The organism is Rhodococcus rhodochrous (assembly GCF_014854695.1).
Taxonomy (GTDB): Bacteria; Actinomycetota; Actinomycetes; order Mycobacteriales; family Mycobacteriaceae; genus Rhodococcus.
In genome coordinates this window covers 2,119,585-2,133,154 of record NZ_CP027557.1, presented here as the reverse complement: position 1 = coordinate 2,133,154, position 13,570 = coordinate 2,119,585, and the positions used below count along the sequence as shown (strand labels likewise).

At 56.6% G+C, this 13,570-nt stretch carries 19 protein-coding genes; 5 read left to right on the top strand and 14 right to left on the bottom strand.

Annotated elements, in window-relative coordinates:
* The first annotated feature begins 25 nt into the window (after nucleotides 1-25).
* Complete coding sequence (locus C6Y44_RS09975; protein ID WP_192378802.1) at nucleotides 26-793, top strand: hypothetical protein; 768 nt, start codon at nucleotides 26-28, stop codon at nucleotides 791-793.
* Here the strand turns inward: C6Y44_RS09975 and C6Y44_RS09970 are convergent.
* The 5 genes from C6Y44_RS09970 to C6Y44_RS09950 all read right to left on the bottom strand — a co-directional run bounded on the left by C6Y44_RS09970 (nucleotide 790) and on the right by C6Y44_RS09950 (nucleotide 6,056).
* Nucleotides 790-1,602, bottom strand: coding sequence for a phage minor head protein (locus C6Y44_RS09970; protein WP_192378801.1), 813 nt, complete (start codon nucleotides 1,600-1,602; stop codon nucleotides 790-792). The two genes, C6Y44_RS09975 and C6Y44_RS09970, sit on opposite strands and share 4 nt — an antisense overlap.
* Nucleotides 1,565-3,472, bottom strand: coding sequence for a phage portal protein family protein (locus C6Y44_RS09965; protein ID WP_192378800.1), 1,908 nt, complete (start codon nucleotides 3,470-3,472; stop codon nucleotides 1,565-1,567). Before C6Y44_RS09965 ends, C6Y44_RS09970 begins: the two co-directional genes overlap by 38 nt.
* 104 nt (nucleotides 3,473-3,576) lie before the next feature.
* A complete protein-coding gene (locus tag C6Y44_RS09960) occupies nucleotides 3,577-4,980 on the bottom strand; it encodes a DEAD/DEAH box helicase family protein (RefSeq protein ID WP_192378799.1) in 1,404 nt (467 codons plus the stop codon).
* Nucleotides 4,946-5,437, bottom strand: coding sequence for a DUF5681 domain-containing protein (locus C6Y44_RS09955; protein ID WP_192378898.1), 492 nt, complete (start codon nucleotides 5,435-5,437; stop codon nucleotides 4,946-4,948). The genes C6Y44_RS09960 and C6Y44_RS09955 overlap by 35 nt, the downstream gene beginning before the upstream one ends.
* 250 nt (nucleotides 5,438-5,687) lie before the next feature.
* The gene (locus tag C6Y44_RS09950) at nucleotides 5,688-6,056 is read right to left on the bottom strand and encodes a hypothetical protein (protein ID WP_192378798.1); all 369 of its coding nucleotides are present in this window, start codon (nucleotides 6,054-6,056) and stop codon (nucleotides 5,688-5,690) included.
* Between the two features lie 74 nt (nucleotides 6,057-6,130).
* Between C6Y44_RS09950 and C6Y44_RS09945 the strand changes: the two genes are divergently transcribed.
* On the top strand, nucleotides 6,131-7,216 hold the full coding sequence (locus C6Y44_RS09945; protein ID WP_225623771.1) for a transglycosylase domain-containing protein: 1,086 nt from the start codon (nucleotides 6,131-6,133) through the stop codon (nucleotides 7,214-7,216).
* A 316-nt stretch (nucleotides 7,217-7,532) separates the two neighbouring features.
* Here C6Y44_RS09945 and C6Y44_RS09940 read toward each other — a convergent pair whose 3' ends face one another.
* From C6Y44_RS09940 to C6Y44_RS09900, 9 genes are all read right to left on the bottom strand, one after another.
* Complete coding sequence (locus C6Y44_RS09940) at nucleotides 7,533-7,823, bottom strand: hypothetical protein (protein ID WP_192378796.1); 291 nt, start codon at nucleotides 7,821-7,823, stop codon at nucleotides 7,533-7,535.
* On the bottom strand, nucleotides 7,820-8,110 hold the full coding sequence (locus C6Y44_RS09935) for a hypothetical protein (RefSeq protein WP_192378795.1): 291 nt from the start codon (nucleotides 8,108-8,110) through the stop codon (nucleotides 7,820-7,822). Before C6Y44_RS09935 ends, C6Y44_RS09940 begins: the two co-directional genes overlap by 4 nt.
* A 187-nt stretch (nucleotides 8,111-8,297) precedes the next feature.
* Complete coding sequence (locus C6Y44_RS09930) at nucleotides 8,298-8,567, bottom strand: hypothetical protein (protein ID WP_192378794.1); 270 nt, start codon at nucleotides 8,565-8,567, stop codon at nucleotides 8,298-8,300.
* A gap of 2 nt (nucleotides 8,568-8,569) precedes the next feature.
* The gene (locus C6Y44_RS09925; RefSeq protein ID WP_192378793.1) at nucleotides 8,570-8,824 is read right to left on the bottom strand and encodes a hypothetical protein; all 255 of its coding nucleotides are present in this window, start codon (nucleotides 8,822-8,824) and stop codon (nucleotides 8,570-8,572) included.
* Nucleotides 8,821-9,111, bottom strand: coding sequence for a hypothetical protein (locus tag C6Y44_RS09920; protein ID WP_192378792.1), 291 nt, complete (start codon nucleotides 9,109-9,111; stop codon nucleotides 8,821-8,823). The genes C6Y44_RS09925 and C6Y44_RS09920 overlap by 4 nt, the downstream gene beginning before the upstream one ends.
* Nucleotides 9,104-9,928 carry a hypothetical protein gene (locus C6Y44_RS09915; protein WP_192378791.1) on the bottom strand — a complete coding sequence of 275 codons (825 nt, stop codon included), beginning with the start codon at nucleotides 9,926-9,928 and terminating at the stop codon, nucleotides 9,104-9,106. The genes C6Y44_RS09920 and C6Y44_RS09915 overlap by 8 nt, the downstream gene beginning before the upstream one ends.
* 158 nt (nucleotides 9,929-10,086) lie before the next feature.
* Entirely contained in the window at nucleotides 10,087-10,644 is a 558-nt protein-coding gene (locus C6Y44_RS09910; RefSeq protein WP_192378790.1) for a CAP domain-containing protein, read from the bottom strand.
* Nucleotides 10,641-11,054 (bottom strand): YopX family protein, encoded by a 414-nt coding sequence (locus C6Y44_RS09905; RefSeq protein ID WP_192378789.1) that lies wholly within the window; start codon nucleotides 11,052-11,054, stop codon nucleotides 10,641-10,643. The genes C6Y44_RS09910 and C6Y44_RS09905 overlap by 4 nt, the downstream gene beginning before the upstream one ends.
* Nucleotides 11,055-11,059: 5 nt before the next feature.
* Nucleotides 11,060-11,632, bottom strand: a complete 573-nt coding sequence (locus C6Y44_RS09900) for a hypothetical protein (protein ID WP_192378788.1) — start codon at nucleotides 11,630-11,632, stop codon at nucleotides 11,060-11,062.
* Between the two features lie 201 nt (nucleotides 11,633-11,833).
* On the opposite strand from C6Y44_RS09900, the gene C6Y44_RS09895 reads away from it, so the two are divergent.
* From C6Y44_RS09895 to C6Y44_RS09885, 3 genes are read left to right on the top strand one after another with little or no spacing between them, the layout of a single operon-like run.
* A complete protein-coding gene (locus C6Y44_RS09895; protein ID WP_192378787.1) occupies nucleotides 11,834-12,193 on the top strand; it encodes a hypothetical protein in 360 nt (119 codons plus the stop codon).
* Between the two features lie 31 nt (nucleotides 12,194-12,224).
* The gene (locus tag C6Y44_RS09890) at nucleotides 12,225-12,638 is read left to right on the top strand and encodes a hypothetical protein (protein WP_192378786.1); all 414 of its coding nucleotides are present in this window, start codon (nucleotides 12,225-12,227) and stop codon (nucleotides 12,636-12,638) included.
* Nucleotides 12,639-12,674: 36 nt separating this feature from the next.
* Complete coding sequence (locus tag C6Y44_RS09885) at nucleotides 12,675-13,556, top strand: hypothetical protein (RefSeq protein ID WP_192378785.1); 882 nt, start codon at nucleotides 12,675-12,677, stop codon at nucleotides 13,554-13,556.
* The last annotated feature ends 14 nt before the right edge of the window (nucleotides 13,557-13,570 follow it).

Sequence of the window (13,570 nt, the reverse complement as noted above, 5' to 3'; positions counted from 1 at the left end):
TACACTTCAGGTAGCATCACCGAACGTGGAGCCCACGGAAGCCATCAACACTGTCGAGGTCGTCTTACGGTCCCTCGTGCGCGAGGTGATCGGAGATAGTTGGCAATCGGTATCCTCGATCGACATCGCCAAATTAGAAGAGAAGCGAGCCGCCGAACTAGCCAAGAGACGTGGAGTGGCGGTACCGGACGACCTACTCGCCTTCACCGAGTTCTATCAGCTTCGAAACATAGTCAACAACCGGTGGAATGAGTTCAGCGACGCACTCGGCAAGAAGAAGTACTTCGACGTCTACATGGACAGGCTGGAGGGATTTCGTAATCCTGCGATGCACAGCCGGTCCCTCCTCCCCTTCGAGGAAGCCCTCGTTCACGGAATTACGGGAGAGCTACGAAATCTCATCGCTATCTATAGAAGCCGCAAAGAGGGCAACATGGAATTCTACCCTGTAATTGACTCGATCATCGATTCCTTTGGCCACCAGCTTACGACGAACCAATATGTTGAGATACCTCTCCGCCCGGGCGAGCAAGTTACGTTCCGGTGCGCTGGCACAGACCCAGACGGACGAGCTCTCATTTGGAACCTGAACACAAATCCACCAATCGATGGGTTATCACCGACCGACCAAGCTATTGGTAACGAAGTCACTTTGACCTGGACTGTGGGTGATAATCAGGTGGGAGAAAGGACTACGGTACTAATCGAGATGGCCAGTACCGGACCACACCACCGGCATCATACCTTCGACGGCGGAATGGTCATCTGGTACCGAGTCGATCCTCCGCTCTAGTAGTTGTAATAAGCACCACATCTTCCTCGTGGATGGCATCCCGGGTGCATGACCTCTTTGCCATTCCCCAGTACAAAAGGCTTGTCTATCGGGACGGTTTGTCCATCAATAGGTGCACAGATCTTGCAGGCGCCCGCCAGCGCCTCCCACGTCTTAGTCTTCGCACCCGTGGTATTGGCGAAGTCATACAGCCCCCGTCCATACGCATTCACGCTCTCCGTCTGCGCAATCATCTCTGCCCGCACGGGGTTGTTGATGACCTTCCTGATCCGCGCGATCGTGCCGTCCGCATCTTCCCCACGGGCGATGCTCTGCTTGATTGCTTCACGGATGAGCTTGCGGTTCGTCTCCGTCACCTGGCTTACCAGCGCGGCGGTCTGTTCGCGGGCCGCGACGAGCACAGTCTCGCTGAGGGACGTGATGCCCAGATCGATGCCGTACTCGAGTTCCCCGTACTGCCCTCCGGTCGCAACGAGCAGGGTGATGGCTTCGATGACGGCCTTCGTCAGGTCGAGCGCTTCGCCCTCCCACACAGCGTCGTCCTTGTTCGCCAGTGGGCTCGACGCCGCGGTGACCTGTAGAGGTTCGGGGATCAGGGACCAGTCGATGTAGTTCGGTGCGCGATCGGCAAGGCCGGCCAGATACTCGGCTACTGACTCTTCCAGCTGGGCTTCATGAAGCAGCAGCGCTTTAAACGTCGCCGGGTGCTTCTTGTAGCTCGGTTGCCACTCTTCACTCGCTCGGATGCTTATGGACACCTCACGGCGTGCCTCAAGCAGCGTGGGACGCGTCGTATCCGGCAGTGCCATACAAGTTCTCGGTTAGTAGCTTCTTCATGTCCCGGGCGTGGGCCAGAACTGCGGCAGCTTCGACCTTCTTCTTATCGTCGCCGTCAGGCAGGTCGCCGTAGTTGATGCTCTTCGCTTTCACGGTCTTACCGTTGTACGCCTTACCCAAAACATCCACCCACTTGTCCACGTCTGCATCCTTCGAGACGTACGCGAGAGTGAGGTGCGGCTTGTATTCACTGAATGTTTGGATGTGAGGGAGCAGCGTCAAGCGCTCGTGACCGTCGATGAGTTCCGGTGTCGTCTCGATATGTGCGATCACGGCGTAACTGTCCGAGGTGTCAAAGAACCCGACTTCGGCGATCTTAACCGTGTCGATCTTCCAATCCTTGAGGACAGTGTCCACCTTGTCCTTCCAGACATTGCCGTTTTCAAGGAGTCCGTAGAGCAGAGTGACATGCGCTTCGGTCTCCGCAACCGCACCCATGGTGTGATCGTGTCGGGTGGTTGCCTCTACGAGGTCACTGTGTAGATCTTCAGGGATGTGCTTGAGCACGTCGAGCGTCTCTGTGTCGAGCATGATGCATCCCAGGTCATTCGGATCAATGTCGATACCGTCGTACAGGTCTGGGAAGTCCCGTGCACTCACGGAAGCCTGAATATTTCGGCGGCGGTTTGCCTCTACCTTCTTTGCCTCCTCCGATTCGTCTTCCACGTCGTCGGCAACGTCCTTGTCCTTCACTTCCTCCTTCACGGTGCGGTCTACCTCTTCGCCTTGCGGCATCGCAGGGAACCGCAGGAGCTTGCGCACGTGCTCTTCGTCTTGGTCGTTCGGGGTCAGCAGCTTGGCCGTAGTGAACTTTGCAATGGCGTCAGACAGCTCGACGATGTTCTCGTCCCCGATCTTGCCCACCGTCCACTTCGGATAGGTGCTGAGATTGAAGTTGAGATCGCAGATCAGCTTGACCACGGTCTCATTGATCTTCGCAGCGATCTGCTTGGCGATGGCTTGGTCCTGTAGCTCGAGCAGCTTGCGTTGATCGGTGCTGGCGCTGAACGAACCGCTCGTGCCCTGCGAACCAATGTCGATGTACTGGACGCTCATGTTCTTCAGGATCTGGCGGTCGTGGTACGCGATGGCTTCACGTGGGTCCTTGGTGGTGTTGGCCTTCATGTCCATGAAATCGATGTCCCAACCATCCGGCTCTTCGATGTAGGCCCGTTCGTTGGCGCGGACGTTCTGGGCAGCCTGTGCGGCTTGATTGCGCAGTTCCTTGCTCGCGCCCTTCGGGTACTTGATCTTCACGACGCCCAACGCCTGGCGTTCATGCCCGATGGCTTCGATCTTCGTGAGGGTCTTCTTGAAGTACCAGTCCTGGTAGCTGCTGCGGAGGATGCTGATGCCTTCCCAGTTGTCGCCCTCCTGCTGATGCGTAAAGACCATGAGCTTCTCGAGCGGGATCGACACGGCGCTGCCGTCGCTTCGGCGCTGCGTGATGCCGGGCTTCTTGTCCTCGGTCTGCCACGCTTCGATCGTCGTCTGCTTGCGGTAGGCCAGCTTGGTCACGACGATGCGCTCCACACCATCCACTACTCGCGTATCGAGCACGATCTCGAAGACACTGAACCCGAAGTCGAGCATGGTCAGGATCTCTTGAAGCGTGTGCTCCCAGTTGAGGATCTCTCGGAAGTTGTGCTCGATGAGCTCGGCGGCTACTTGGTCGTCCTTCTCGTCTCCACCGGGATCGGCGTACCACTCAGCAGCGACGATTGGGTACTTGACCGCCTTCAGGCCGGCTTGAATCGTCGCATCACCGCGGCGCATCTCTTCGATCGTGCGCATGAGCTGGCGCCCACGGAGTTCCGGAACATATTCGTCCGTGCTAATCACACCGTTAAGGATTTGTACGCCAGAGTCACCAAATTCGCCGGTTAGTTTTCGTCTTGCCATATCTGCTTTTGAATGTAAAGCACCCGGCGGTTTTAGTAAATGAGTTAGAAGGCCCGGTCGAGAATCCCAGAGGTATACGGTTCTGTGGGTCCGAAGGCGTCGTCATCACCGGGGAATGGTTCGATCGGTCGCAGTGCCACGTAAAGCGCCATGATCACGGCGTCAAACAAGTCAGGACTCACCCCAAGGCGCTTCTTGATCTGCTTCTTGCTCTCGACCTTCAGGATCTTCTCCGTCACATCGAACTGGTGCATCATCGCTTCCTTCTGCAGCTCGCTCAGGAACGGACAGCCCTTGAAGTGCTTGATGATCCCCAGCTCGACACCGCGTGCATACAGGTAGATCATCTGCGAACGAAGATCACCGAAGTTGAGAGGCGAAGCAGCCACCCCTGGCAACATCACGCTCGGGTCTGGCGGGAGCCCGCTCATGAACTCGTACGGGTGCAGGTCCTTGGTGACGAGGTCACCCACTACCCCGGCTCCGATACCCACTGCATCCACTGCCAAGTTCTCGATGCCGTACCCGCTGTCCACTGCGTCCTCGATCAGCCAATCCGCTTGCTCGGAAGTCTCCATGCGCACGTTCTTCGCTTTCACTATTGCGAGGTCAGCCAGGGTGAGTCCGTAGAACAGTGCCCGAGTAGAGCGATCTTCGCCCTTCCACGCCACGTCATAGCCGGCGACTCGTGGGGCATTAGCGTCTAGTTCGTCAGCTAACGATGCCGCGAAGTGACGCGACTTGAAGAGCGAGTTTGATTCGTCGGCGTAGTCCCAGTTGTTCCGAAGATAGCGCTCGACCCACCACTCCGGGTTCGTCATAAGCGCGGCGATGTCGCCTTCGGACTGCCAGGAGTCCTCTATGCCGAACTCGATGACCCGGATGTTCTTCGGAAGGGTTCCGGCCTTCCACTTGTCGTAGATGTGCTCCTTCAGCCAGCCGTCGTTCGGGTTGGCGGTAAGGATCGAGAGGGATGGCTGGCCGTTCTCGTTCTTGCGCCCTTTACGAGAGGTCGCCTGCAAGTACATCTCATACTCGAACTCGTCCACCTCATCGAGATGGTTCCCCGAAGCGTTTATTCCCTTGATCTTCTTGCCGCCCCGGTCCTTCGTGGCGTCTGCCTCACGGAATGGGATAGTCGAGCCGTTAGGGAATGAGATGCGATAGGGCTTCTGGGTGTAGAGGAAGTCTTTTCCCTGGACCATTCCCATGCGTTCGGCCATGTCCAGGTAAGAAGGAATCACCGTTTCAACGGCGGTCGATTGGTTCACACGAAACACCGGCCAGCGGGTCTTGGGGAACTGATGGCAGATCGACAGGACAAGGTGCGCAGCAATGTCAGTCTTGCCGGTGCCGACTGCGCCGATCAGGACGATCGTGTCGACGGTCGGATCATTCGCCGCCTCGATGACCTCAGCTTGCTTCTTCTTCAGTCTCAGCGGCTGCATCGCCCGTACCTCGTGACTTGATACTGCTGATCACGAGTGGAGCAACCTCGACGCGTTCACCGTCCGAGGTCACGTCGATCTTCGTTCCGAACCCGTACTTGCCTATCCACTCACGTGCAGCGGCCCGCGCCTTGTACTGACCACTCGGATCGAAGGACTCGATGATCGCAGTAGCGACGATCGCCTTCATCGGCGTCCCCTGAAAATCTGGGTCCGGCTTCTTGTTGTCGGGGAGCTTCTCGGCAAGCCGCTCGATAAAGCTCTCGTCATTGAGCATCTCTTGGATTACCGTGCTCAGCTTCTTCCCTTTTGGTCCGCCTTTAGGGTTCCCGGACTGACCTGGTTTGAACTGAGTGTCCTTGCCCATGTTCGGGTCTTTGTCATCACCGAAGCGGCCCGTCCGCCTGATGGGAAGGTTGTCCGCCTGCTCGCCGCCTGATTTACCGCCTGCTGCCATATATGCTACTAGCATAAGACAACAGCGCATATTCGTCTATCGCGAACTAATCAAGTCAACCTGAAATCTGTGGTAAAGTTAATCGTTGCCGAAAAACGGCAATCTCGAAATCGTCGAGAGATAGGAGGGTTGATGACTAAGTGGAGATCGCCACCATTATCGGTGTAGTCCAGATTATCATCATGCTAGGGCAACTAGCGCTAATGATGAAAGACTAACGCCAATACGAAAACGGTCGCCCTGGCCACGCTTAAGCGCGTGGACCAGGGCGTACCTGTATCCCGTTCACACCGGGGTACTCCCTAGAGAACCGGGCGTAGACCTCGTTGGTTATAACATCGTGCGGTATCACGCAGCTGTAAAGGAATCGCCGAACCTCAAGCAATCCCCCTTCGTCATCTGGCAGTCTTTCGAGCAGTCCCGCAAGGTGGCTCCCCTCGCGATCTGAAATCGCGTAGATGAATTCCTCATCAACCAAGTCATCCAGCTCTGCCGATAGATTCTCGATGGTTTGCCTGCGCAGGTCCGGATGGAAGTCGGCGTACAGCGGGTTGCTTTCCACGAGGGAAGTCACAAGCTCCCTGGTGCGCTGCACCCTGCGGTGAATCTGCTCGTCCATTTCCACCCGCCTTTCACAGTTACCAAAAATTTATAGCAGGGTAACAGCAATTCCCGTACGATTCTGTCCTACAGATGGACTACACCCGTATTCCGTCACGTGACGCCTATCTGGCCTCTCACCACTTGGGGATCGCCATGAGCCCTGCATTCCCTTCCCCCCGTCCCGCGAGCGAGCGTTGGAAGCGTCTCGAACCGTTCTTCCTGCTCGCCACCCCACAACAAACTCGGCCGGCCCCGCCCGAACCGCCCATCACCGAGCCACCGGACGCCGGGCCATGGGATGGAGAACCCAACCCTCCCGAGCGGAAGAGGCCCCGGTGGAAGCTGTGGACCCTCTGGAGCACGGTGGCCATCCTGGCATCGATGCTTCTGCCACCGTGCTTGTACGTCATCGCAACTCCCCCTCGGACGATGTTCATGCTCACCGACGAGGCGGATGGGAAGACGGTCTACCAGTACGTGGACATCGACTATGTCAGTCGGTATTACGTGGCTGCGGTGCTCATCCATGAAGACGACAAACTCGGAACGCGCAAGGGGCCATTCCACGTTGGGGATTTCATCGAGCGCATCGATGCCTTCCTAGCGGGTGAGAAAGACCCTTCCGGCTCGACCATCCCGCAGCAGCTCGTGAAGAACATCTTCCTCATCCGCGGGCAGTCCAAGCCGGTGCAGGCGGTACGTAAAGGCGTCGAGGCGATCCTGTCCTACCCGTTCAACCTAATCCTTGGGGACAAACGGCAGCTCGATCTCTACATCAACTACGCCCAGTTCGGTCCGAACCTCTACGGGGTCTGCGCTGCTACGTGGTACTACTTCAACCGTCCGCCGTGGGATGGAGACCTTCCAACTGCAACACTTCTCGTTGGCCTGCTTCCTGCCGGCGAAGATGCTGTGCGCGCTCCGGGTGGTGGGATCGATACGAGCGGCATCGTCGACATCGATCTACTCGCAACTATCTGGCGGGCCGAGAAAGTTGTTCCGGACTTGTACAGCCTCAACGGCGGCTGGGAAGGTCTTACGCCCACGGTTGGAATCACCGAGCCGGCAAGTGCTTTCAATCCCACGGAACACGATGACAGTTGCTCGGTCATGCCGGAGAGCGTAGCGGAGCGGTTGGAGGCCGAGGGTGCATGGTGGGACCCGGCCTACCAATAGACGGCGATTCTTCGAACACGTGTGCGACTGAGTGATAGAGTCTCACTTGGCGGGCGACGGAGGTCTCCATCGGACCTCGGGAAGCGTCGCCCGCCTTCTCCGTGCTTTAGGTATTGACTTTCTGATACAATGTGTGCTACAATGTGTATATAACCTAATCAGGAACCCAAAACACACATGCAACCCATCAAGATATACCGAGATAATAAGTTCGACCTCGTAGAGACTACGAAGTTCTTCGTTACCGTGAAGGCCAAGCACTACGGCCCGATCATTGCTGATCGTATCGATTGGTTCTTTGAAACGCAGGCCGGCACTAATCCTCGTTAGACGATACCCACTCCCGCACCTTCGCCCGCAGCTCATCCCGTACCTGGTTGCGGGCTTCAGGGCGAATGCTTCGGTCGGGACTTTTGCTGAAGTAGTCGACGGGTTCGTTGGGGCCGATGAGGTCGAGGATGTCGTCGTGAATCTTCTCTTGAGCAGTCGCAACGCGGATAGCCGGCAGTGGCTTACCATCTGCGTTTCTCAGGTACGAAGGACTCGCGAGTTGCGCCCCGTCGCGCCAGGTTGCGTCAAGTAGGTTGTAGAGCTTGCCGAACATCACTTAGGGTCCTTAATCGGGTAGACGTTGCGTTTGCGCTGTTCGGCACGTAGCGCGTTACGTACAAACGGTGGCCGTGCCTTTAGGGTTCGCTCGTACTCGCCTATCACTGCATCGGCGTGTGATTCGGCTTCTTGCTTGATGAGTGGAAATAGTTTATGCCATACGTACGCCTTCACATCCTTAACCTCAACGATAACTCCGTCGCAGTCATCTATGTGGAAAGCATCAACCATACTGGCTATTAGTTTCTCCTGTAGCTCATCTTCACTCTTTGCTGGTTCACTCATGGTTGCCTCTCTAGCCTTATAACTTTGCGTTTGCAGCGTGGGCAGCGTGCTTCATCAATTACTGCCACACCGCAGCAGTTGGTAAAGTCCGTGCTGTTAAACTCGTTAGCTTTATGTGTGTATGTAAATTGGTCAGGAAACACTGTTACCTGTACTTCATCTTCACTCTTTACTGGGGGTTGTGGGTTCATGATTCAAACTCCCACTCATCCTTCCTTAGCGCCAGGCTACGCCATGCACCAAGCACACATGCTTCGAGCGATGCTTCGTCCCTATGAATAAACGTGTCTTTCGTGTCGTTGGTTCCATAGGATAAAGTCCAGAAGTTGTCGAGGCTGCCGAAGTACTTGATTTCAAGGGTTAGCGTCTTGCCATCTACTATAATCTTTTTCGGTAGTCTGTCAGATACGCGTTCGATATACCTTTGTAGTTCAGTTGTTGATAATGCTGTGCTCATCTTTACTCTCCTTTCATTGCTTCGGTTTGACTAATCGCAACAAGTCTCTCGATGGCATATTCGACCCGCGCTCTTTCCTGATCTTCGAATCTATTCTTGTCTTGTAGATAGGCCTGGGCTGTTGCAAATGTTGAAGTTTCAGCCTTCTCTATTCCATGAAATGACTCCGCTGCCTGGTTAAAGCCGAGCATCTTCATAGTTCTTCCATGGTGCAAAATTTCATTGATAAGATGCTCTTTCTCCTGCTCGTACGTCATACATTCTCTCCTTTCATTGCTTCGGTTTGTTGGCGCTCAAGCTCTGCGATACGGCCGTCAATCAGCTCCTTAACTCCAAATGAACGTAAGCTGTCTGCTGCTGCCTCCAGTTCACTTATCCCCGCCTGTAGTGCATGCTTCTTGCGGTCGGCTAGGATTATCGGCATAAAATCGTCTATGAACCGCAAGGACTCGTTAGGGGTCATCCAGAGTTTTACCTCGTTATATATTCTATTTCGCAGCTCATCATCTGCATTAAGTGGTGTGTCTTGCGACTGCTTACTCATCTTCCTTCTCCCCCTCGGGCATCCCCGCCCGTAAAATTTCATCCGACGCCTTAAACACTTGGCTTATCGCCTGGTCGCTTGGCTTCTCATCCCGGAGCCAGTTTCGGATGTATGCCCGGCTCTCTGCTGGGTCGAACTGATCCCGCATGTTCAGCTCGTTCATGACTATGTACGCCGTGCTCTCGGCCTGAAACTCTTTGATTCCCCGGTGCTCTAGGTAGTCGGCGTGCGCTTCCTTCGTGGTGTGCAGCAGACAGACGTGCCCGAGCTCATGGATCGTGGTTTTCATCGGGTACCGAGCAATCGGACTGATGGCGATGTTGCGCTCATAGCTGTAGCCCTGCATGTTGGCGCTGACGTCCTCGAAGGCCACCTCACGGATCGCGAGGGCTCCGAGGGCACGCTCTTTACTCCAGGTCGGGTGCTCGATCTCAGGGAGTGGCTCGCCTTCGGTGTCGGAGTAGGCGAATGCCCCCTTGACCGGCTTGAACTTCGTGAACTTCTTCGGCTCCCCGGTGTTCTCGTCGATCTCCTCTGACTTCACCGTGATCGGGCGGTAGATGTACTTGCCCTTCGCGCCCTTAATGACGTGCCTGTTGAAGGCCCTCCAGCCTTCGTAGCTTGCCACGGGCTCTCGTACGCCCTGAGAGCGTAGGAGCATCTGATTGCGGACTGAGTAGGTGTGGGCGCGGTTGTATGTCGTGAGTTCGCCGGGCTCTAAGGTCAGCGCCTCTTCGAGCAAGTCGGCCGGCGTGAGCTTAGCGACTGATTCTGGTACCTCAGCTTTCGTATATCGTTTGCGGGCGGTGCGTTCCATTTACAAGGTGGTCTCCTTTCGTTTGTTGAATCTGATCGTGGTGTTCTTCGGCATCACTCGCTGACCGTTCCGGTACAACCTCACGAAGCCTGCGGTGCCTGTACGGATCTCGTAGCGGTCGAAGGCTTTGCGCAGACGGGCGGGGATTCGTCGCTTGCTCATTCCCGGACCCCCACATGCATCACCACCACCCCCTCTTGCTCGCAGATCCCCTGCTCGTTGAACTCCCCCAGGACGTTCGCTCGGTGGGACGGACTGTGCATCCAGGCCTGCACGAGCTCGTAGTTGTCTGGGTAATGCTCCGCGAGGTTCTCCCCTGCCAGGGTGTACTGATAGCCGGCCTGATCGATGAAGCTCCACGGAGTGGTGCCGTTGGGTGCGACGTGGGCGAAGTAGTCGTGCTCGATGAGGTGGGCCGCTTTGTTGCACGAGCTCTTTCGTAGCTGTGAGCTTGTTTCGAGCGCGCTAAGGCCCTTGGACGTACGTTCCTGGTTCACGAGTGCTTCGAGCACGTTCGGGGCTATTGGAGCGGACGAGACGGCGGATTGTGGGGTAATTGCAGGTTGATTGGACGGAAGGCTTGCGACGAGTAGTACGAACCACGCGACAAGGATGACGAGCGTTGCGCTCAGGAACGGCACTTCTTTCGCAGCATCAAGGATGTCGCCTAAACCTTCCCATAGCCCCTGGAAGATGAGCTTGAGGTAGCGGGTCATTGGTTGCCCTCTAGCAAATGGCTGTGTTCGTAGATGTTGCCGATGACTTCGTACAAACCACTATCGTAATCACTTAGGTGGTAGTAGTCGCCCACCCAGTACGGTATATGCATCATGAAGGACCCGTCTCTAAACACAACGGGAACGAAGCCCCTGTCGCCGCCCGCCAATTTGATGTCAAGCAAGTCACCCTCGTAGATCTCTACGCCGTTCTTGTCCTTGAGGCCCGTTTGCTGTCCAACAGATGCTCGCTCGACTAGACAGAACTCCTGTATCTCCGGGCGATATCCACGACCGTCTTTGTCGTCGACTTCTTTCACCACACCGATGATGTGTGGCGCCAGGAGGTGGCCATATACCCAAGTGCCCCTAGCGATATGTCGTCCCCTGAACTCAATCTCTCGTGCCATCCCGACTACCTCACCCGATGCAGCGACGCCATTTCCGCTGAGATCACATGCCCGACCACGTAACACGCGTCTGGCTGCACGTTGACGATTACCTGGCCGCCTTCGAGCGTGTACCTACATGTCCAGCCCGAGTGCTCCCCGTAGCGATTGATCTGCTCCTCCGCTGCTACTGCCACGACCTTGCGGGGGTTGAGCTGTGGGATCGGAGCTGGTGCTTGGGCGGGTTGGGGTGCAGGGGTCGGTGCGGGTGATGGCGCAGGGACCTGCTCACGGACGGTCTCGACCTGACGCTCTACCACGGTGACGCGTTCGTTCGTCTGGGCGATGGCCTGAGTGTTCTCTTCGGTCTTCTGCTCGACCTGCTCGACACGGCCCTTGGTTTCGGTGATGTCGGCTTCCGCCTTCGTGATGCGGTCTTCGTGGTCGTTGACCTTGACCTCGGTCGGACTCATGATGTCCGCTGCGGAGTTGTCGAAGTTGTTGAACGCGAGCACGGATGAGGTGCCGGCTAGAACGATGCCGGTAGCTACGAAGAGCTTGGTACGGCGGGTGAGCGATTTGAGGCTAATCTTTTTCATAGGGTGAATACCTTGTTTAATTGTATGACTTTAGTATGAGTGAAATAGCGTTAAATTGCAATAGCTTTGTATTGCAAAATATAGGGGCTGTGGAAAAGTCTCTATCCCGCCAAGCCTTTTCATCCGAACGGACGACATTCCCGCACATCCCGCGGATGCCCGGTACCGTGGCTCTACCTTCCGGCCCTACCAAAGGTGGCGATGATGCGCAGTGGCTTCCCCGTGTCCTGGGATGATTGGAACACTAACCACGATCGCGGCACGGTCGCGATGGAAGTCGATGAGCACGGAGATCTCGTGGCGGTAAGTTACGACTACGACGAGAGCTACGTTGCGCTCTTCTGGGACATGCCGGAGCTCAATCACCTGTTCGTCGTCGGGCATCACCGGCAGGTCGCAGGTGAGGAACGGCAGGACTACACCAAGTACGAACGCCTCTACGATGCCGGTCACCTGAAGCTCGCCTGGCGGCACGGATGGAACGTCCGGGTACATGCCACTGCTCCGAAGCATGAAATTGACGCCTATGCGGAGTGGAAGGCGAAGCAGCGGGAGAAGTAGGCCTGTCAGTCGCGAGCTGTACTTTCTGCCCATGACCGAACCTGAGGCTGCCGACGACACGGAGAACCACTCGGATGAGACCCGCTGGTGGCAATGGCCGGCGCGGTGGGTGCGCGACCAGAAGTTCTGGCAGCAGGTGGCCGCAAGCACGATCGCTTCGCTGATCGTCGCGTTCATCTTGTACATCGGGGCTATCACCCTCGGCTACATCCAAGGTCCGCAGGGGCGTCCGCTGATTGCGCTCATCCTTCAAGTGCTCGTTCTGCCGGGAATCACTATCTGGGCAGCGATCAAGCTCGTGAGCATCCGGTACCAGCGGCAGATTGACCGGGGTGACTTCAGTGCGCGGGGATACCCCTGGTACATCGCCATTCCCGCGACGATCGGCATGGTGTGGCTCTTCTTCGTTGCGTCGAATGCTATCCAGACATGGGGCGCAAGCTAGAAGGCTGTCCCGCGACTGATCTGGTTAGATCGCCGGGTGGCGCACGAGAACGCGGACAAGGACCCCGACCTTCGGAAGAAGAGCGACGCTGAGGCGGATGCCGCCTTGTTGCCACCGAAGCCGAAGTGGTGGCAGGCACGGTGGGTGCTGCGGGTTAGCCCACTTGTCGTATTCGTGCTCTTAGTCCTTGCAGGGTGGGCGGGTCTCTCCCTATTCAACTGGTGGGCGGGGGACGGTAGCGATGGCGCTGCTGCCGGCGCGTGGGCAAGCGCGTTCGGTGCGACCGCCCTTGCTATCGCTTCGGTATGGCTCGCTGCTCAAGCCAACGCTCAAGCGAGGAAGGCGGAGCAGCGCGCCGACGCTGAAGCAGCCAAAGCCGAAGCGCGCCATAAGAACGAACTCGAAGCTGCCGAGAAGCGTCTCATAGATGAGCTAGACGCACAGCGGCGTCATCAGCAGCTCATGTCTATTACCCCCGTTTGGTCTACCTCAACACTTTACGTCGACGCGGCAGGGGACCTCGTCAAGCACTATCCGCTCACCGCCGGCCACTCGCGCGATCACAGTACGCACATTGAGGCTGGACGGATCTTTAGGCGATGGAGAGAGATCTATGGGGAGATGAGCAACACGTTTATCGAGCCGAATCTACTTGTGACCGACCGAGAGACACGCGCCCACCTCAGCGAGCTTCAGGATGCGTGCGGCGATCTCAAGCACACGATGACAATTCTTCAGGTGAGCCTTGAGGCGACAGAGCAGTATGACACCAATCAGATCGAGGAAGCCAAGACAATCGTGTCTCGGATATTCAGCGCGAGGACGGCGATGCTCATTAGTGCGCGCAAGAACATCGCAAAAGTCCCTGCACTAAGCGACCAGGAAGCCGAAGACCTTTCTGCGGGACAAGGTGAGTGAGGCTATCTCGTTCC